The organism is Flavobacterium quisquiliarum (assembly GCF_019308285.1).
Taxonomy (GTDB): domain Bacteria; phylum Bacteroidota; class Bacteroidia; order Flavobacteriales; family Flavobacteriaceae; genus Flavobacterium; species Flavobacterium quisquiliarum.
Genome location: NZ_WWEM01000031.1, coordinates 26,282 through 46,163 on the forward strand (window position 1 = coordinate 26,282; position 19,882 = coordinate 46,163).

At 34.2% G+C, this 19,882-nt stretch carries 17 protein-coding genes; 10 read left to right on the top strand and 7 right to left on the bottom strand.

What is annotated here, in order from left to right:
- The first annotated feature begins 246 nt into the window (after positions 1-246).
- Positions 247-1,614: a 30S ribosomal protein S6--L-glutamate ligase gene (gene rimK / locus GSY47_RS12465; RefSeq protein ID WP_179003996.1), complete on the top strand. Its 1,368-nt coding sequence runs from the start codon at positions 247-249 to the stop codon at positions 1,612-1,614.
- Between the two features lie 106 nt (positions 1,615-1,720).
- Complete coding sequence (locus tag GSY47_RS12470) at positions 1,721-2,242, top strand: DUF421 domain-containing protein (RefSeq protein WP_179003997.1); 522 nt, start codon at positions 1,721-1,723, stop codon at positions 2,240-2,242.
- A 98-nt stretch (positions 2,243-2,340) separates the two neighbouring features.
- On the opposite strand, the gene GSY47_RS12475 is transcribed toward GSY47_RS12470, so the two are convergent.
- Genes GSY47_RS12475 through hutH form a run of 3 tightly spaced genes read right to left on the bottom strand, consistent with a single transcriptional unit; the run spans position 2,341 to position 5,919 of the window.
- Positions 2,341-3,681 (bottom strand): inorganic phosphate transporter, encoded by a 1,341-nt coding sequence (locus tag GSY47_RS12475; RefSeq protein WP_179003998.1) that lies wholly within the window; start codon positions 3,679-3,681, stop codon positions 2,341-2,343.
- A 30-nt stretch (positions 3,682-3,711) separates the two neighbouring features.
- Positions 3,712-4,356, bottom strand: a complete 645-nt coding sequence (locus tag GSY47_RS12480) for a DUF47 domain-containing protein (RefSeq protein ID WP_008462731.1) — start codon at positions 4,354-4,356, stop codon at positions 3,712-3,714.
- Between the two features lie 48 nt (positions 4,357-4,404).
- Positions 4,405-5,919 carry a histidine ammonia-lyase gene (hutH, locus tag GSY47_RS12485; protein ID WP_179003999.1) on the bottom strand — a complete coding sequence of 505 codons (1,515 nt, stop codon included), beginning with the start codon at positions 5,917-5,919 and terminating at the stop codon, positions 4,405-4,407.
- A 562-nt stretch (positions 5,920-6,481) separates the two neighbouring features.
- On the opposite strand from hutH, the gene thrA reads away from it, so the two are divergent.
- The 5 genes from thrA (at position 6,482) to GSY47_RS12510 (ending at position 13,555) form a co-directional block, all read left to right on the top strand.
- The gene (gene thrA, locus GSY47_RS12490; protein WP_219071400.1) at positions 6,482-8,929 is read left to right on the top strand and encodes a bifunctional aspartate kinase/homoserine dehydrogenase I; all 2,448 of its coding nucleotides are present in this window, start codon (positions 6,482-6,484) and stop codon (positions 8,927-8,929) included.
- Positions 8,930-9,056: 127 nt separating this feature from the next.
- Entirely contained in the window at positions 9,057-9,980 is a 924-nt protein-coding gene (locus GSY47_RS12495; protein ID WP_179004001.1) for a homoserine kinase, read from the top strand.
- Between the two features lie 95 nt (positions 9,981-10,075).
- On the top strand, positions 10,076-11,365 hold the full coding sequence (gene thrC / locus GSY47_RS12500; protein ID WP_179004002.1) for a threonine synthase: 1,290 nt from the start codon (positions 10,076-10,078) through the stop codon (positions 11,363-11,365).
- A 176-nt stretch (positions 11,366-11,541) separates the two neighbouring features.
- Positions 11,542-12,747 carry a hypothetical protein gene (locus GSY47_RS12505; RefSeq protein WP_179004003.1) on the top strand — a complete coding sequence of 402 codons (1,206 nt, stop codon included), beginning with the start codon at positions 11,542-11,544 and terminating at the stop codon, positions 12,745-12,747.
- Positions 12,737-13,555, top strand: a complete 819-nt coding sequence (locus GSY47_RS12510) for a hypothetical protein (protein ID WP_179004004.1) — start codon at positions 12,737-12,739, stop codon at positions 13,553-13,555. The genes GSY47_RS12505 and GSY47_RS12510 overlap by 11 nt, the downstream gene beginning before the upstream one ends.
- Positions 13,556-13,605: 50 nt before the next feature.
- Here GSY47_RS12510 and GSY47_RS12515 read toward each other — a convergent pair whose 3' ends face one another.
- The gene (locus GSY47_RS12515) at positions 13,606-13,998 is read right to left on the bottom strand and encodes a helix-turn-helix domain-containing protein (RefSeq protein WP_179004005.1); all 393 of its coding nucleotides are present in this window, start codon (positions 13,996-13,998) and stop codon (positions 13,606-13,608) included.
- A gap of 425 nt (positions 13,999-14,423) precedes the next feature.
- Between GSY47_RS12515 and GSY47_RS12520 the strand changes: the two genes are divergently transcribed.
- Complete coding sequence (locus GSY47_RS12520) at positions 14,424-14,903, top strand: hypothetical protein (RefSeq protein WP_179004006.1); 480 nt, start codon at positions 14,424-14,426, stop codon at positions 14,901-14,903.
- 590 nt (positions 14,904-15,493) lie between these two features.
- Positions 15,494-16,000 carry a GNAT family N-acetyltransferase gene (locus tag GSY47_RS12525; protein ID WP_179004007.1) on the top strand — a complete coding sequence of 169 codons (507 nt, stop codon included), beginning with the start codon at positions 15,494-15,496 and terminating at the stop codon, positions 15,998-16,000.
- Positions 16,001-16,154: 154 nt separating this feature from the next.
- Here the strand turns inward: GSY47_RS12525 and GSY47_RS12530 are convergent, their stop codons facing one another.
- Positions 16,155-16,724, bottom strand: coding sequence for a Crp/Fnr family transcriptional regulator (locus tag GSY47_RS12530; protein WP_179004008.1), 570 nt, complete (start codon positions 16,722-16,724; stop codon positions 16,155-16,157).
- Between the two features lie 236 nt (positions 16,725-16,960).
- Between GSY47_RS12530 and GSY47_RS12535 the strand changes: the two genes are divergently transcribed.
- Positions 16,961-18,079: a pectate lyase family protein gene (locus GSY47_RS12535; RefSeq protein ID WP_179004009.1), complete on the top strand. Its 1,119-nt coding sequence runs from the start codon at positions 16,961-16,963 to the stop codon at positions 18,077-18,079.
- A gap of 361 nt (positions 18,080-18,440) precedes the next feature.
- Here the strand turns inward: GSY47_RS12535 and GSY47_RS12540 are convergent, their stop codons facing one another.
- Both GSY47_RS12540 and GSY47_RS12545 read right to left on the bottom strand, forming a co-directional pair.
- Complete coding sequence (locus GSY47_RS12540; protein ID WP_179004010.1) at positions 18,441-18,824, bottom strand: DUF3037 domain-containing protein; 384 nt, start codon at positions 18,822-18,824, stop codon at positions 18,441-18,443.
- Positions 18,814-19,596 (bottom strand): HipA family kinase, encoded by a 783-nt coding sequence (locus tag GSY47_RS12545; protein WP_179004011.1) that lies wholly within the window; start codon positions 19,594-19,596, stop codon positions 18,814-18,816. Before GSY47_RS12545 ends, GSY47_RS12540 begins: the two co-directional genes overlap by 11 nt.
- Between the last annotated feature and the right edge of the window lie 286 nt (positions 19,597-19,882).

The following is a 19,882-nucleotide window of genomic DNA, read 5'->3' on the forward strand; positions in this document are numbered from 1 at the left end:
ATTTTTGGATTTAAATTCTATAACAAAACCTGTTGGGTAGTGAAATTAAAAAAAACATTTAAACACATAGAAACATAGATTTTTTACTTTACTAAAGAAAGGAAAATCAAAAGAAACTAGTTTCTAACACATAGCAAACTATGTGAATTTATGCAAGTGAAACGCCTTTTATGCAGTTTCAAATACTATGCTTCTATGTGTTTAAAACAATTACAACCAACAGATCATAAAACTAAATAAAAACATATGCTTCAAAACAAAGTCATTTTAGGCAGTGAAGAATGGTGCTCATTTCCAGAACTTGGAATCCCGACAATCAAGGCTCGTGTTGATTCTGGCGCTAAAACTTCGGCAATGCACGCTCTAAACATAGCTCCTTTTATAAAAAATGATGCCAATTGGGTTAAATTTGATATTAATCCAATTCAGAATAATATTAAAACTATTATTCATTGTGAAGCACCTTTGGTTGACAAGCGAATCGTTAAAAGCTCAAGCGGTTTTAGAGAACATCGTTATGTGATTCAAACCAGTTTAAAAATTGGCGATACTAAATGGCCAATCGAAATGACTTTGACTAACCGCGATTCTATGGGATTTAGAATGCTTTTAGGACGCGAAGCTATGAGCGGAAGAGTTTTAGTCGATCCAGAGCAAAAATATCTTTTAGGACAGCCTACTCCAGAATCATTAAAAGAATTATATCAAAACTCAGAAAAAGCAAGTTCCGGTTTACGAATTGGGCTTCTAGCTAGTAATCCTGAATTGTACAGCAACAAAAGAATTATGGAAGCGGGCGAAATGCGTGGCCATGAAATGCACTTTTTGAACATCAAGGAATGTTACATGAAATTGGATGCTAAGACTCCTGAAATTCACTACCGAGGCGGAAAAATCTTAAATCAATTTGATGCTATTATTCCGAGAATTCGACCAAGTATTACTTTTTACGGATGTGCCTTGACACGTCAGTTTGAAGCTTTAAAGGTTTTCTGTTTAAACTCGGCTACAGCCATAACTCAATCACGAGACAAATTATATTCTTTACAACTGCTTTTAAACAGTGGCATTGATATTCCAACAACTGGATTTGCCAATTCTCCGCTTGATACAGACAATTTGATTAAGATGGTGGGCGGTTCACCTTTAATTGTAAAATTATTAGAAGGAACACAAGGAAAAGGCGTTGTTTTAGCCGAAACCAAAAAAGCTGCAGAAAGTGTTATTAATGCTTTCAAAAGTTTAAATGCTAATATCTTAGTTCAAGAATTTATAAAAGAAGCTAACGGAAAAGATATCCGCTGTTTTGTAATTGACGGAAAAGTCGTTGCAGCCATTCAACGCGAAGCTATGCCAGGCGAATTTAGAGCCAATATTCACCTTGGCGGAACTGCATCTGTAATAAAAGTAACTGCCGAAGAGAAAAAGATCGCCATTAAAGCAGCAAAAGCAATGGATTTAAAAGTGGCTGGCGTTGATATTATCCGTTCTTCTAAAGGTCCATTATTACTGGAAGTAAATTCTTCTCCAGGTCTTGAAGGAATTGAAGGTGCAACCAATAAAGATGTTGCTGGAGAAATGATTAGAGCGATTGAAAAGAATTTCAAATTATAATTAAGTTCACTTAAACTTAATTATCGATTAATAATTTAGAAGCTTTGTCGAAGTTTAAAACTTTGGCAAAGCTTTTTTATTTAACTTTAATAAAAAAAATAGTAAAATGATTCAATTTCCTTATTTAGATATAATCATCAGAAGTGTAGCTGTCTATTTTTTCATGACGATTGCCTTACGAATATTCGGCAAAAAAGAACTTTCACAATTAAACACGGCCGATATTATTTTGATTTTGCTAATTAGCAACTCAGTTCAAAATGCAATGGTTGGCCCAGATACTAGCCTTCTTGGCGGATTGGTTGCAGCACTGGTTTTATTCGTAATCAATTTTGCAATTAAAAAATTAACCCGCAACTCTAAAACTTTAAGCAATTTATTACTTGACAAACCTGAAGTATTAATTCATGATGGAAAGCTAGATTTTAAAACTCTAAGCAAATTAGATATTTCACATGACGAACTAAAAGAAGCAGCACGCGAACATGGTTTAGAACATCTTACCGATGTCAAACTTGCCATGTTAGAAATTGACGGGACAATAAGCATCATTTCTACAGATCAAAAACATCTTAAACAGACGCATTACAAAAGAAAACACAACCGTAAAAATCTACAGAAGTTTTAATTTCACAAAACAAAAAAGCCGATTTCAAAAAGAAATCGGCTTTTAAATATCTAGAGAAAAATGCGATTCAGATCTCACATTTTACCATAATCATTTTACTAAATAAATACACTTAGAATAAAATAAACCAAACCTGCCAACAAAGCTGAAATTGGAATAGTCAAAATCCAAGCCCAGATTAAACTTACTGTAACTCCCCATCTTACGGCAGAAACACGTTTTGTTAATCCAACTCCAATAATAGATCCTGTAATGGTATGCGTTGTACTTACTGGAATTTTTAAGTGTTCTGTAAAGTAAAGTGTCAAAGCACCAGCTGTTTCAGCGGCTACACCTTCAAACGAACTTACTTTTGTGATTTTAGAACCCATTGTTTTTACAATTTTCCATCCACCACTTAAAGTTCCTGCTGCAATGGCAGAATAACACGCTAACGGAATCCAGCTTGGCATTACACCTTTAATGCCTGCATCATCGTTTGGCAATACAACATCTAACCAAGCATCCATATGAACACCAGGATTTGTATTAATATATACGGCAACCGCAGCCGCAATAATACCCATTACTTTTTGAGAATCATTACCTCCGTGACCTAAACTAAAAGCTGCAGAAGATAATAATTGCATTTTCTTTAAAGCAGCATCAGCCTGATGTAGATTTAAGCTACTGAATATTAAACAAAATGCACTTACTGTTAAAACAATAAAAGCAACTAAAAACCATTTAATATTATGAGAATCAAATACTACACTCCAAAAGTGAGATTCAAAACGAGGTTTTCCGTGCTCTACAATTTCTTCATAAGAAACCATTTGAACGTAAACAAACCAAATAGTAGCAAGCATTAAAGCTACAGTAAAGATTTTTGGACCGATACTTTTCCGAGAAGCATTAAGTAACCAAATTGAAATTAAATAGGAAGCCAAAGCTCCTAATAAAGGCGCTAAAACAATAAATGCAATAATAATAATAACTCCCGAGGGCATTCCCCCATCTTTACCAGCCTTATACCAGCTTACAATTTCATACCAGTAGTGAGTTGCTCCGTCTTCTCCAACATAACCAGAGAAACCATGAACTGCAATAGCATGCGCAACGGCTGCTCCGGCAAAACCACCAATTAATGTATGTGAAGAACTGGAAGGAATTCCCAACCACCAAGTCAATAAGTTCCAGCAAATTGCCGCAATAACTCCGGCTAGGATCACGACAAGGTTAATTTCCATTGTGTGCGCTGTTTTGGCAACAGTATCCGCAACACCAAATCCAAAAACCCAATACGCCAGAAAGTTAAAAAATGCTGCCCAGACAACCGCCTGAAAAGGTGTCAAAACCTTTGTTGCAACAACAGTCGCTATAGCATTTGCCGCATCATGAAAACCATTGATGTAATCAAAAATTAAGGCTAGTACTATAATTAATATAAGTAGCGTCATAAAATTATAACTTCAGAATGAAAAATTGAATTAAGAATGTTTTACAGAAATAGATTCCAGTATGTTCGCAACACTCTTACATTTGTCTGTTGCTGATTCTAAAACAGATAACACTTCTTTATATTTAATAATATTTTTAGCATCTGTTTCGTTTTCAAAAATTTCAAAAACTGCTTTGTTATAAACGTTATCCGATTTGTTTTCTAGTTTGTTAATTCTAGCACACGCATCTTTAATAACTTTAAAATTTTGTAAGTTTCTCAACTCTTTTACTGCACTGTCAATGTTTTGACAAGCTTCAAGGTTGATTTCTGTCATCTTTCTGATAGATTTTGTAATCTTATCAACTTGATACAATCTCATACGGCTAGATGCACCGTGAAGATAATCTGCAACGTTGTCAATTGAAGTAATTAACGTGTGAATATCTTCTCTATCAAATGGAGTAATAAAGTTTCTGCTTAACTCAAGGTTAGTCTGACGGGTAATGTCTTCTCCTTTTTGTTCTAATTCGTCAATTTTTTGAAAAAGAATTTCTCTTTCTTTTAATGGTAAATTTACAGCTTCGTGTAAGTTAGAAGCTAATTCAATTAAATTGCTTGAAGCCTCTTCAAAAAGTGGAAAGAATTTTTTGTCTTTCGGCACTAAAAATTGGAAAATACTGTTTATTGACATTGTTTTATTTTTGATAGTGCAAAATTACTTCAATAATATTTTGCAATGTTAAGCCATTGTTAACAAATCGTTTTCTATTTGGAAACTCTCTAGGAATAACACTGTGTTTTCTATATCATTATGTAAGATTCTGTCTTCTTTTACCAGAGGTACCACTTCGCGGTAACTGCTTAAGAACATTTCGACAAAATCGCTTGATTTTAGCGGTTCTCTGTACGCAATTGCCTGTGATGCATTCAACAATTCTATCGCCAAAATACGCTCTAAATTATCTAAAATTCGTAAGGCTTTTGTCGCTCCGTTTGCTCCCATGCTCACATGGTCTTCCTGACCGTTACTTGAAACAATACTATCTATACTTGCTGGAGTAGCCAATTGTTTATTTTGACTCGCAATACTGGCTGCTGTATATTGCGGAATCATTAAACCAGAATTTAGCCCTGGATTATCGACCAAAAATGCCGGAAGGTTACGCAATCCAGAAATCAACTGATAGGTTCTTCTTTCTGAAATGCTTCCTAATTCTGCCAAAGCAATAGCCATAAAATCCAAAGCTAAAGCTAATGGCTGTCCATGGAAATTTCCTCCAGAAATAATCTGATCGGCTTCTATGAATATATTTGGATTATCAGTAACCGAATTGATTTCGGTTTTGAATACTTTTCGAACATAATCAATAGCATCTTTTGAAGCACCGTGAACCTGAGGCATACAGCGGAAAGAATACGGATCCTGAACATGTTTCTTTTCTTGAGCGATAATTTCGCTTCCGTCTAAGAATTCGGTAATTCTTTGTGCTGTTATAATTTGACCTTTGTGCGGACGTATATAATGAATCAATTCGTTGAATGGTTCGATTCTTCCATCAAAACCTTCTAAAGAAATAGTTCCAATTAAATCTGCTAAATACGAATATTTATAAGCTTTAATCAAAATATGAGCTCCATAGGCACTCATAAACTGCGTTCCATTCAATAAAGCCAAACCTTCTTTGGACTGTAAAACAATTGGTTCCCAGTTAAAATGTTTTAAAACTTCAGCAGAGGCTGTTTTCTTCCCTTCAAAAAGCACCACTCCTTCTCCAATTAAAGGTAATGACATATGAGCTAAAGGCGCTAAATCTCCCGAAGCTCCAAGTGAACCTTGAGTATAAATGATTGGCAGAATATCATTATTATAAAAATCAACCAAACGCTCTAAAGTCTTCAATTGCACTCCAGAATGTCCGTAACTTAAAGACTGGATTTTAAGCAAAAGCATCATCTTTACAATTTCAGACGGAACTTCTTCTCCAGTTCCACAAGCGTGAGATTTTACTAAGTTTTCTTGAAGCTTAGATAAATTCTCATTTGAGATTTTCACACTATACAACGAACCAAAACCAGTATTGATACCGTAAATTGGCGCTGTATGCGACTCCATTTTTTTATCTAAATAATCACGGCATTTCTGCACATTTACTTTAGCTTCTTCTGATAATTCAAGCATTTTATTATTAGATAAAATCTCGTGCAGTGTTTCTAAAGTAATCGTTTCAGTACTTATATAATGGATTTCTCTCATGATGTTTTTCAATTTAAGACGTCAAAATTCAACAAATCAATATTAAAAAGCAACAATTTATCACAATAATTAAAATTTCAACAAAAGCCATTCTATGCTTTTAATTTATTCTCAAAGCTAAACTTCTCTTTTCTCATGGCTTTTTCATCATTTTTTAATTAGAATTCAACTCTTTATAAAAGCAAAACAATAAAAAATAGAATACCAAATATGCCAAAACCTCAATTTAGCTTGTTGAATTTTAACAAATACTCAATATTGAATTATTGAGATTTGAATTATTAAAATATTCGCAAAAAGGCTTTTTAGGTTTTTAGCTTCTATAAAAAACTGTACTTTTGGAAAATCAAAAATGAAAAGTAACAGCACAAAATATCAATCTACAATGACAACTCCAACTAGAGTTGCAATTGCTGCTACCATTATTTCTACTACAACAACTACTACCCCTTAGGGGTATACATTTTCACATATAATCCTAGGTTACCTATACTTTTTTCATGAAAGAAGAAAGTTATTGGATACATAAAAATATTTGCATAAAAAGAAAAAATATCACAAAATGAAAGTATTAAAATTTGGCGGAACTTCGGTTGCCAATGCTCAAAATATAAAACTCGTTCTCGAAATTGTTAACAAGAAAGCAAAACAGGATCAATTAGTTGTAGTCGTATCCGCTTTAAGCAAAGTAACCGATTTATTGCAGTCTGCAGCAGCAAAAGCGGCGGCAAACGATGAAAGCTTTAGAGAAGTTGTTGCTGAAATCGAGAAAAAACACCTTGAAACACTTAAAGAATTAATTCCGGTAAGTGAGCAAAGCAGTCTTTTAAGTCATGTAAAAAGAATCATTAATCATTTAGAAACTTTATTAGACGGCTGTTTCCTTTTGGGCGAATTATCTCCAAGAACTGCTGATACTATATTAAGTTTTGGAGAATTGCTTTCGTCATTTATTATCGCTCAGGCGTATCAGCAAATTGACAAAGATGCCGTTTACAAAGACAGCCGTGAATTGATTAAAACAGATAATAACTTTGGAAAAGCAGCAGTTAATTTTGAAGTTTCGAATAAACTAATTCAAGAATATTTTGCCGAAAACAAATCTAGAATCAACATTTTACCTGGATTTATTGCGCAGACTTTAGACGGAATCACTTCGACTTTAGGACGCGGAGGATCAGATTATACTGCAGCAATTATTGCAGGAGCTTTAGATGCAGCACAATTGGAAATCTGGACTGATGTAAACGGAATGTTTACTGCAAATCCAAAAATTGTAAAACAGGCACAGCCAATTGCTAATATTTCATATCAAGAAGCGATGGAGTTGTCGCATTTTGGTGCCAAGGTTTTGTATCCGCCGACAATTCAGCCGGTTTTAAGAAAAAACATTCCAATTTTAATCAAAAATACTTTTGAACCTGAAGCGGTAGGAACTTTAATTTCTGATACTGTTCTTTCAAAAGATACTGTTGTAAAAGGAATCAGCCATATTGATCATATTTCGCTTTTAACACTTGAAGGCCCAGGAATGATTGGTGTTGCAGGTTCGTCAAGACGTTTGTTCGAAGTATTGTCTCAGGAAAAAATCAATGTTATTTTTATTACTCAGGCTTCTTCTGAGCATTCAATTTGTATCGGAATCTTGAATTCGGATGCTGATAATGCCGAAGCTGCGATCAATAGAGCATTCGAAATCGAAATTGCGCAAAACAAAATAGATCCGTGTTATGTAGAAAAAGACCTTTGCATTATTGCTTTGGTGGGCGAAAACATGAAAAACCACCAAGGTTTAAGCGGTAGAATGTTCAGCACTTTAGGAAAAAACAACGTAAACATTCGTGCGATTGCACAAGGTGCTTCTGAAAGAAATATTTCCACTGTAATCAACGAAAGAGATGTTAAAAAAGCGTTGAATACACTGCATGAAAATTTCTTCGAAGAAAACACAAAACAGCTGAATTTATTCGTAATGGGAGTTGGAAATGTGGGAGAAAAATTCATCGAACAGATTCACAGCCAAAAGAAATTCTTAAAGGATAATTTGAAGATTAATGTCCGTGTTATCGCTTTATCTAATTCAAGAAAAATGTATTTTGATGAAGACGGAATTTCATTAAAAGATTGGCATTCGGCTTTAGATAAAGGTGAACCAGCAAACATTGAAGAATTCATCAAACGTGCCAAAGAACTGAATTTACGTAACAGCATTTTTGTGGATATTACAGCAAATGCAACGGTTTCTGAAGCTTACGAAAAATTCTTAAAAGAAAGTATTGCCGTTGTAACTTGCAACAAAATTGCTTGTTCATCTGCTTACGACAATTATAAAAAACTAAAAAGCTTATCTCGTCAATATAACGCTCCGTTTTTATTTGAAACGAATGTTGGTGCGGGATTGCCAATTATTGATACGGTAAAAAATCTGATTGCATCTGGCGATAAAGTGCATAAAATTCAAGCGGTTTTATCTGGAAGTTTGAACTTTATTTTCAACAATTTTGATAAAGACAATTCTTTCCACGATGTGGTAAAAGAAGCCGGCGTTCAAGGTTTCACAGAACCAGATCCAAAAATCGACTTAAGCGGTATCGACGTAGCTCGTAAAATCCTAATCTTGATTCGCGAAAGCGGTTACGAAATGGATATCGACGCCATTGCAAATGAATCGTTTTTGCCTGCAGACTGTTTAGCAACAACAAATAACGAAGACTTTTTTGCTTCGTTAATCAAACACGCTTCTCATTTTGAAGGTATTTACAACGAAGCTTTAGCCAAAGATTCGAGATTGAAATACGTAGCGCAATTCGAAAACGGAAAAGCAAGCGTTGGCCTGCAATTCATTCCGAAAGATCATCCTTTCTACAATTTAGAAGGAAAAGATAATATCGTTTTGTTCTACACAGATCGCTACGTAGATCAGCCTTTATTGATCAAAGGAGCCGGAGCCGGAGCTGCTGTAACAGCTTCAGGAATTTTTGCCGACGTTATTCGAATTGGTAATGTATAGCCGCTAAGGCACTAAGACGCTAAGTTTCTAAGTTTTTTTTATACTTAGTATCTTAGAAACTTAGCATCTCAGAAACTATAAAAATAAACTTTGTGACTTTGTGCCTTCGTGGCAAAACCAACCAAAAATGAAAGAAATAAAATTATTCTGTCCCGCTACTATCGCCAACCTCTCCTGCGGATTTGACGTATTGGGACTTTGCTTAGACAATGCGGGCGATGAAATGATTGTTCGAAAAGTCGATCAAAAAGGAGTTCGTATCACTAAAATTGTCGGTGCCGATTTGCCTTTGGAAACCGAGAAAAACGTTTCTGGAGTTGCGGCGCTAGCAATGTTGGAAACTTTAGATGAATTGGATTTCGGATTTGAAATCGAAATTTATAAAAACATCAAAGCCGGAAGCGGAATTGGAAGCAGTGCTGCAAGTTCTGCCGGAGCGGTTTTCGGAATTAATGAATTATTAGGAAGACCATATTCTCGTAAAGATTTGGTTCAGTTTGCGATGCAGGGCGAGAAATTAGCCAGCGGCAACGCACATGCCGACAACGTTGCTCCTGCCCTTTTAGGAGCCTTTACTTTGGTAAGAAGTTATTCGCCTTTGGATATCATTAGAATTGACAGCCCAGAAGAATTATACGCAACGGTTGTTCATCCTCAAATTGAGTTAAAAACGTCTGATGCCCGTTCGGTTTTAAAACAGAACGTTTCCCTAAAAAGCGCGATCATGCAATGGGGTAATGTAGGCGGACTGGTCGCTGGTCTTTACACCAAAGATTATGATTTAATCGGAAGATCACTTCACGACGAAATCGTAGAACCAGTTAGAAGCGTTTTAATTCCAGGTTTCGACCAAATCAAACAAACAGCTTATGAAAACGGTGCTTTAGGTTCCGGAATTTCAGGTTCCGGCCCATCGATTTTTGCTTTAAGCAGAGGAAAAGAAACCGCTGAAAAAATTGCCAAAGCCATGAGCGACGTTTACGAAAAAATGAATTTACCGTATGAAATTCACGTTTCGAAGATTAATCCTGATGGTGTAAGAATTATTTAAAATGAGTCCCTAGTCCTTAGTAATTAGTCCTTAGTTGCAAAAGATAAAGACTAGAAACTAAGGACTAAGGACTAACCACTAAGAACTAAAAAAAAATGAAATACTACAGTTTAAACCATAATGCCCCAAAAGTTTCTTTTCAGGAAGCTGTTATACAAGGATTAGCCACTGACAAAGGATTATATTTCCCGGAAAGTATTACACCGCTTGATCCTTCTTTTTTTGATAAAATCGAAAGTTTAAGCCACGAAGAAATTGCCTTTGAAGCGATCAAACAATTCGTTGGCGATGAAATACCTGCAGAAAAACTAAAAGAAATCATTGCCGAAACTTTAGTTTTTGATTTTCCGGTTGTGAAAGTTGAAAACGGAATCTATTCATTAGAATTATTTCACGGACCGACAATGGCTTTTAAAGACGTTGGAGCACGTTTTATGTCACGTTGTCTGGGTTATTTCAATAAAGACAAAAAAGACGCTAAAAACACCGTTTTAGTAGCTACTTCCGGAGATACAGGCGGAGCTGTTGCAAGCGGATTTCTTGGCGTTGACGGCGTTGATGTTGTCATTTTATATCCATCTGGAAAAGTGAGCGATATTCAGGAAAAACAATTGACTACTTTAGGGCAAAACATTAAAGCGCTTGAAGTTGATGGTGTTTTTGACGATTGTCAGGATATGGTAAAAAAAGCGTTTTTAGATGAAACTTTAGCGCACAAAAACCTGACTTCGGCCAACTCTATTAATATTGCGCGCTGGTTACCACAGATGTTTTATTTCTTCTTTGCTTACAAAGCATTGAAAAGCCAAAACAAACCTTTAGTTTTCTCTTGCCCAAGCGGCAACTTCGGAAATATCTGCGCCGGAATTATGGCAAAGAAATTAGGTTTGCCAATTGAGCATTTCGTAGCGTCTACAAACGTAAACGACACCGTGCCAAGATTCTTAGAAAACGGAAAATACGACCCAAAACCTTCTAAAGCAACAATCTCTAACGCAATGGACGTTGGAAATCCAAGCAACTTTATTAGAATTCAGGAATTGTACAACAATGACTTAAAAGCTTTCGAAAAAGATTTCTCTTCTTATAGTTATACTGACGAAGAAACGCTTGAAGCGATGAAGAAAATATACAACACAGACGGTTACATTGCAGAACCGCACGGTGCTGTGGGTTATTTAGGTTTGAAAAAAGAACTTGAAAAACATCCTAATGCCATTGGTATTTTCTTAGAAACAGCACATCCTATTAAATTCTTAGATGTTGTTGAACCTGCTTTGGGAATTACGCTTCCTATCCCTGCTCAGATTGATAGTGTTATTAATGAGGAGAAAGTTAGTGTGAAGATTGGGACTTATAAGGAGTTGAAGAGTTTCTTGGGGTAAAAAAACACATGATAAATTATTAAAGCGAGTGAAAAAATTTTACTCGCTTTTTTATTTGCACTACCCTAAAAATATATCGACTACGGAAATCCGTAAAAATTAGCAATGAAAAACACTTATATTTGAAGAACAAGAGAACTTAATTATCAACACCTTATTGTATTAAATTTAAAAGAATGAAATCATTTTCAGGTATTTCTTGGTTGGATTTCCCAAGTCAACATTTTGGCAGAATAAGGGAAGAAATATTATCTAAGGGAAAAGATTATATCCTTAAAATCGATGAGGATGAATTTATTGAATATTTAATCGAAAAATATAGACTTGAACCATTAAAGATTTATCTTGAAACTGAATCAGTTTCAGAACCGAAAAAAGAAATAGAGAAAGTAAGAGATGATTGGGGGAGATATTTCGATGCTGAAGTGTATTACTTTAACGTGAGTTATCAATTTACTGGAAGTGAAGAATTATTTTTTGTTCAACCAAATCCAACAACTTATACAAGCTATGACATAAATGTGAAAAATAATCTAGTATCATTTTCATTTTCAATTTATAAACAAGACGTTAGAGAATTTAATAGAGTAAAATTCGAAGCCTACTCTTATGCATTTGATAATTTAGAGAGAATTAATAATAATGTCCAATCTATAAAAGGTAGTTTTGAAAATGCTGTAAAATCAGCATTTCAAAATGAAAAAAATAAATTCAAACAGGAAAATGATTTTTTTACAGCTATAAATGTTAAAATTAATAAAGATACTGAATCCGTTTTTACAATTCCAACTATTACAAAAAGAGACATTCCGCAACCTACAGTGTCCAAAAACAAGGAATTTTCTAGCGAACCGACCATGGCAATGGAGATGTATAACGATGTTTTGAAAGTAATATATGATTTAGGCAAAAGCATAGAGAAAAAACCTTCAACATATCAAGGTAAAGATGAAGAAGCTTTAAGAGATCAAATATTGCTATTTCTAGAAACAAGATATGAAGGAACAACTGCCACAGGAGAAACATTTAATCGTGGAGGAAAAACAGATATTATACTTAAATATGCTAATGACAGTAGTAATTTATTTGTTGCAGAATGCAAATTTTGGCACGGTACTTCTGAGTTTTTAAAAGCAATTTCTCAATTATTTGATAGGTATTTAACTTGGCGAGATTCAAAAGTTGCTTTAATCCTATTTGTTACGAACAAGGACTTTAGTAATGTATTAAACACAATTAAAGAGGAAGTTATTAATCATGAATACTATGTTAGCTCTAATGGAGAAAAAGGAGAATCCTCTTTTAGTTATGTATTTAGACTTCCCCAAGATGAAAATAAAAAAGTTTTACTAGAAATAATAGCATTTCATTATGACAAATAGCAAAGAAACGATGCAAAATTGTAAGCTCTGTAAAACTCAAATTGCCGACAAACGTAATTCGCACATTATTCCTAAATTTATGTGCAAACGACTTTTCGAAAACGCAAATCCAAGACATAGTATTCAGGTTTCAAAAGATGGAATCCAAACTAAACTTCAAGACATTCCGAAGGAAAATCATATTTTTTGTAGCCGGTGCGAAAACCGACTAGGAAAAATTGAATCCTATTTTTCTAAAGTTTTTACGGACGTAAATTCATTACAAAATGCACGCAGAAAATATAAGTTGGAAAATATTCAAAATCAAGAGATCTTACATTGTGAAGATATCAATCCCTCAATGTTCTATTTATTTTTATACTCTCTTATTTGGAGATGTTCAATTTCTAAAGACTTACTATTCGACACATTTTCAATTGAATCCAATATAGAAGAAGAAATTAGAGTTTTTCTCAATAATAATCTACAAGAATTACATAGTGATTTATTAGAGCATTCTAGAAAAATAGAAAATATTCCAAATTATTATTTATGTTTAATTAAACCTAAATACAAAACTCGCGGAATATTTAGTGCATACAATTTTGGCCCAAACTCTTATGCTATTTATACAGTTGATTATGCCTTGTTCTTTTATACAAAGGAAAAAGATTGCCCTGCTGAACATAAGCTTTTTGGAAACTCCATGAATGAAACTTTCAAAATTATTATTGGAAATGATGAAAGTTGGAAAGAACTAAATAATTTGGTAGTGCAAAATATGTTAGATTACAAAAAACCGCTCGTACCAGCAATAGAGCATAAATAAAAAAGAGATCTTAAGATCTCTTTTTTTGTTTTAATATATTTTAAAAACAATTATTTTCCCTTCAATAACTTCTCCAAATACTCCACTTTATCCTTTTCAGCTTGCACCAAACGTTCGTAAAGTTCTACAACTTTATCTAAAGGATTAAAAGTACAATGGTAATTAAGTCCAGCATTTACAATACCATTATCGTGATAAGTATTTCCAATAACATTTAAAACCGCTTCTTCCGAAAAGTTCTTAATGGCTTCAACAGAAACGTCAAGAGCTTTTGCAATCTCAATTAGTTTTTTCTCATCTACAGTTTCGCTGTTTTCAATAGCCGAAATCGCCTGCTGGTTTGTACCTAAAGCCTGCGCCAGTGCTTCCTGTTTCATATCTTTAAGCTCTCTGATACGGCTTATATTTCTGCCGATATGTTTTGGTTTTATTGCTGTACTCATAATTCAAAGATATTTAAAATTCTTAAACGAAAATTAATTTCGGTAAAAAACAGCGTTGTTTTTGTAAGATACGCTTTTCATAATTTTTATAAAATATTATTTATCAGTCTTCCCATTAAACAAACCAATATTTATTTACAATATTAAAATAAGTTGCCTCCAGCTTTAGCTGGAGGTTTGCTATTCTCATACTAAATTCGGCTTTAGCCAAAGACCGCAATAGTTTTGGCTAAAGCCATTTTCTAATACAACTTTACTCCTACAGCTAAAGCTGTAGGCAATTCATTTTTTAGTTCCCAACAAATACATAATTTTTACAAAACTGTGTTTCATTTTTTTAGTCAGAATTTGTGTTTTTGCCTTTATAAACCTAAATAGTTTCATTATGTTTGATTCGAAATTTCACTATCCAATTTATCTTTTACATGAACATTAAAATCATTGTTGTCTTATCCCTGCTTGTCTTGGCAGTTTTAAATTACAAAAGAATCTTGTCTTTTATAGATCATATACAAGAAAAAAGAGCAATCGAATTTAAAAAAAGAACAAATCTGGATCTTAATACATTAACAAGAATATCGGCTCGTCCAGTTATGATTTTATATGGTTTAGAATATTTTTTCCTAAACCGTTCTGTTTTTTATTTTGACGAAAACTATTTGTATAAAATAACGAGAAAAGATCCCGTAGTAAAACATTCGTTGTCTAAGATTACTGAAGTCAGAAGAACAGCTGTTAAAATAAACGAAAGAAGAGTTTGGAAAATAATTATAAATGATGCCGGCAAATTAATTGTTTATAAAATGAGAAGCAATTATGGAAGCTTTGATCTTTTTTCAGAAAGAATAAAAGAGAATCCAAATGCGATTGTTGACGACAAACGTATTTGGGGAATATTTGAATAGTATTAAATTGTTAATAACTTAGAGAATTAAAATTCAAAAAACATCTAATGAATGAGCAAAACATAGCATTTTAAAAAATTATAAATAATCAGAATTTCAATTCGATATTCTTCAATATTTTTTATTTAAATATTTGCTTACATTTAATAAATTTTTGAAAGTAAGAAAAATATAAATCGTATATAAAAGCTTAAATAAAGAATCATGGAAGGATTTTTTCTAATTATATTAGTGATGCAAATGCTATCTTACGGCGTAGTGGACTATTATAAAATAAAATATGGACGTCTTACTGTTCTATCTATTTTTCTGATGCTTTTTTTATTTGTTTTTCCTCTTCATTTTCAAATTGTAGATGAGGTTAAAAATTCTATTTTTTGTTTGTATAATGCTTTTGCCTACTTTGAAATTTATTGGAACATTGGCTTAGCATTAGTTTTATCCTCTCACCTTACCTATTGTTATTTGATAAATCGAAAACCAAAGAATATTAAACGATAATTCTGCCGAAAGCCATTTTTCTAATGTAATTTTGTTTCTCCAATTAAAACTGGAAACAATTCGAATTAAAAATTACAGCATAGCATACCATGATTACAAAAGCATCACTTGAAGACATTCCTGCATTAACAATCTTAATCAACTCAGCTTACAGAGGAGAATCTTCTAAAAAAGGCTGGACAACTGAAGCTCATTTACTGGAAGGAAAAAGAACTGACGAACAGGAAATGACCCAAATTTTTCTGGATCCTAAAAATACTATTCTGAAATTTACAGAAAACGACAAAATCATTGGTTCGGTTTTATTGGTTGAAAAAGAAAACCAATTGTATTTAGGAATGCTGACGGTTTCGCCGGAACTTCAGAACAGCGGAATCGGGAAAAAGCTTTTGGCTGAAGCCGAAAATCATGCAAAATCTTTAGGATTATCGAGTATTATTATGACCGTTATTTCGGTTCGGGAAGAACTTATTTCCTGGTACAAACGCCATGGTTATGTTGATACAGGCAAAAGAGAAGCTTTTCCTGAAAGCGGTATTCATATTACGGTTTCTGAAGAACCTTTGGAGTTTATTTTCTTGGAGAAAGTGTTGTAGCTTTTTATCGCGAAGATTCACAAAGAATTACGCAGAGATTCGCTGAGTTTTTTTAATCTCGCAAAGTCGCTAAGACGCAAAGTTTTATTTTCTTTGCGACTCTGCGCCTTTGCGAGATTTTTGCTTCAGAGAAAAATATCAGCGACTTAGAATCTCAGCATCTTCTTTTAATCTTCGAAAGAAACTCGTGTGAAACTCCTAAATAAGAAGACAGATTCTTGTTATTTATCGAACTTACTTTTTGAGGATATCGTTCTATAAAATCCAGATAACGCTGTTTGGAGGTTTTGTTCAACACATCTAAAAGTCTTTGCTGAATGGCAACATTTGCGCGTTCGATCATGAGCACATGAAATTGCATAATCTTAGGAATTTCTGCAAACAATTGCGCTTTTCTCATTTTACTGATAACCAAAATCTCGCTGTCTTCAATAGCTTTGATGTTGTAAGTCGTTGGTTTTTGATGGTAAAAACTTTCCAGGTCACACATCCATTCATCTTCAAACGAAAAGAAAATTACGGTTTCTGTTCCGTTTTCGTTTACGATGTAAGTTTTGAATGATCCTTTTAAAATGAATCCCTCATAACTGTTATGAGAATCCTGAATCTGCAGAAACTGATTTTTCTTTAGTTTTACAAGTTCTGCTTTAGAAGCAATGATGTTCCACTCTTCATCGGTGAGTGGCACTTTCCTTTCAATGTTTTTTCGTAGTAGGTCGTACATTTTGTGGTTTTTTGTTTAAGGAATAAAGTGGTTATTCAATCCATTATTAATTAGGGGCTTAAATAATGTAATCGATTACGTAAAAATACACTATTTATGCATTTTTGTAAATTTACAACTGTTAAAAAAACACATTTCATACATTTTTTTACAAAAGTTTGAACTTGTTCAATTTTTTTCCTACAGATAATTCTGAGTTTTGCGTTGTTAACTTTTTAAATAACCAAACTTTAATTATGAACTTAAAATCAAAACTTTCAATGTTAATACTAACATTGGCTTTCGGATTTACGGCATGTAACTCTGAAGAAATTGCTTCCAATACAGAAGCTAAAATCGAAACCACAAATGAAGTAATTGCCGAAACTGCTTCAACCAATTCAACTGCTAAAATCGGAAACTGTGCAGAGGTTCCAGGCTGGGCTTCGCAAAACGGAGGAACAACCGGAGGAGGTTCTTCGGCAGAAACGACTGTGACCACTTATGCACAATTGAAATCGGCTGTTGAGAATACTGCCGTAAAAGTGATCAAAGTTTCGGGAACAATTACCATTACAGCAAGATTATCTTTCCAGGATCAGACTGGAAAAACGATTTACGGAGCAAGTGGCGCTAAACTGGTTTCGACAAACCAGACCAAAGATGGCTCTGGAATTTTCAACATTAAAAGATGTAAAAACATCATCATCAGAAATCTAATTTTTGAAGGACCAGGCGCTTATGACACTGATGGCTGGGATAATGCGGTTTTGGACGAATGTACCAATGTATGGATAGACCATTGCGAATTTAGAGATGGTGTTGACGGAAACTTTGACATCAAAAACAAATCAGATTATATTTCGGTTACGTACACTAAGTTCCATTATCTAAAAGCTCCAAAAGCGGGCGGTTCCGGCGGAACTGATGATCACAGATTTTCTAACTTAATTGGTTCAAGCGACGGCGCAACTGCTGATCGTGGTAAATTGAGAATCACTTTTGCAAGATGCTGGTGGGCTCCGGGATGTAGAGAAAGAATGCCTAGAGTTCGTTTTGGAAAAGTACATATTGTAAACAGTTTCTTTAACAGCACTGTAAGCAATAAATGTATTGCGGCAGGTTTTGAAGCCGACATCCGTGTAGAAAGCAACGTTTTTGAAGGTGTAAAAAATCCAATTGATTTAATGACCGGTTTCACAGCCGTTACATCCACTGACAATGTATTTACAAGTGTAACAGGAACTCAAGCTGGAAGCGGAACAGCTTTTACTCCCCCTTACTCTATCGTAAAACTGAATAAGACCGCTGTTAAAGCAGATATCACTGCTAATGCAGGACCTACCTTAGGTGGTAATGTTTGCGGTTCTTTTTAATTGACTCTGGATAGCAAATAATGAGTTAGTTTAGTTTCTAAAACCACGGATTGCAGTGATGTAGTTCGTGGTTTTTTATTTTATTTTTTTGCTACAATCCCGATAGCTATCGGGAGCGAAGGCACAAAGTTTTTATTTAATCGTTATCGGCAGTCAAAGCACAAAGATTTTTCACGCAGATTTTAAAAGATTGAAGCAGATTTTAAAATTAGATTATTAATTAAATCTGCTAGAATCTGCAAAATCTGCGTGAAACAAAAATCATTTTAATCTTATTAATCTGTGGCTAAAAATCTTATGTTACACGCACTTCGGTGCGTCTCTACAGAAAACCTTTGTCTCTTTGAACCTTTGTCCCTTTTTAAAGCACCAACTCTTCAAACAAACGCTGAACGGTTTTCTCTAAATCCTGAGTCAATCCTGGGTGAGGTCTCGAAGTTTGAATTGCTGAACTTCTAATTGCGGTTAACCAGCGAAAACGTTCTGGAATCTCAAACTCCGCAATTGGACCGCCGTCTTTGGCTCCGCTAGCTATTTTTACTAAAGAAGTTAAATTACACTCTAATTGTTCAATATCAAAATCCGCAGAAAGAGCTTGGATTTTTTCTTTATTTAAATGAAAAAGAACCTTTATAAACTTGGCTTTTTTGCAGAATAAAATGATTCCGATATTCAGGAATTCTTCGCGTTCTACTCTTGGTACAACACGAATCACAGCATATTCGTATAAGTGATTATCTTGCATTTTGAGCCTGATTTACAAATATTTCTGAATTCTCTAATCTTGTCTTTAAAAACTGCAGATATACATTTCGTAATGCTTCTGGCGTTTCGTCTGCATCTTCCCATTGCAACCAATCAACTGGAATTGTATTGACAATTTCTTCTAAAATTTCTGGCTTTAAAATGGCTTTAAATTCGGCATCGACTTCTTTCAAAAGTGAAGCCTGAGGCAGTAAAACGTGATCTTTTATCAACGCAAACGGACTTTTGGCATGCTGTTCCCAATTGTTCCAGGAATGATGGAAATACAAACACGCGCCGTGATCAATCAGCCATAATTCTTTATGCCAAATCAACATATTGGTATTTTTGAAAGTTCTGTCAACGTTTGTAATATAAGCATCTAACCAAACAATCTGTGAAGCTAATTTAGCATCAACCGTTGTTACTGCAGGATCAAAAGTAATCGCACCAGATAAAAAATGAAGCGCCAGATTTAATCCTTGACTTCCTTGCAGTAAATCCTGAATTTCTTCATCGGCTTCGGTTCTTCCAAAAGCTTCATCGAGATTGGCGAAAACCAATTCTGGCAATTGTAATTTTAGGGCTTTTGCAATTTGTCCACCAACTAATTCGGCTATAAGGGCTTTTACGCCATGTCCGGCTCCCCTGAATTTTAATACGTATTTAAAGTCGTCATCGGCTTCTGCTAAAGCGGGTAAAGAACCGCCTTCGCGCAGCGGCGTTATATAACGTATGACGTTTACCGTTCTGAGATCGAAGTTGTTTATCATTTTTTTAAAGATTCTAAGATGCTAAGAAACTGAGTTGCTAAGTTTCTAATCTTTGATGTTACAAACTTACAATTTTTGATTTTAGATTGTAGAGTGTAGATTTTAGATTTTTTTATTGTAAGAAGTTTTTTAACGCAAAGAGCGCAAAGTTTTTAACGCAAAGTTCACGAAGGTTTTTTTTTGAGTTTGCTTTGCTTTTTTAAGTTCACAAAGAATTATTCACATTTTTGTCATCCTCAGAAACGAAGAATCTCACTAGGAGCTCGATAAAGATTGAAGAATTACT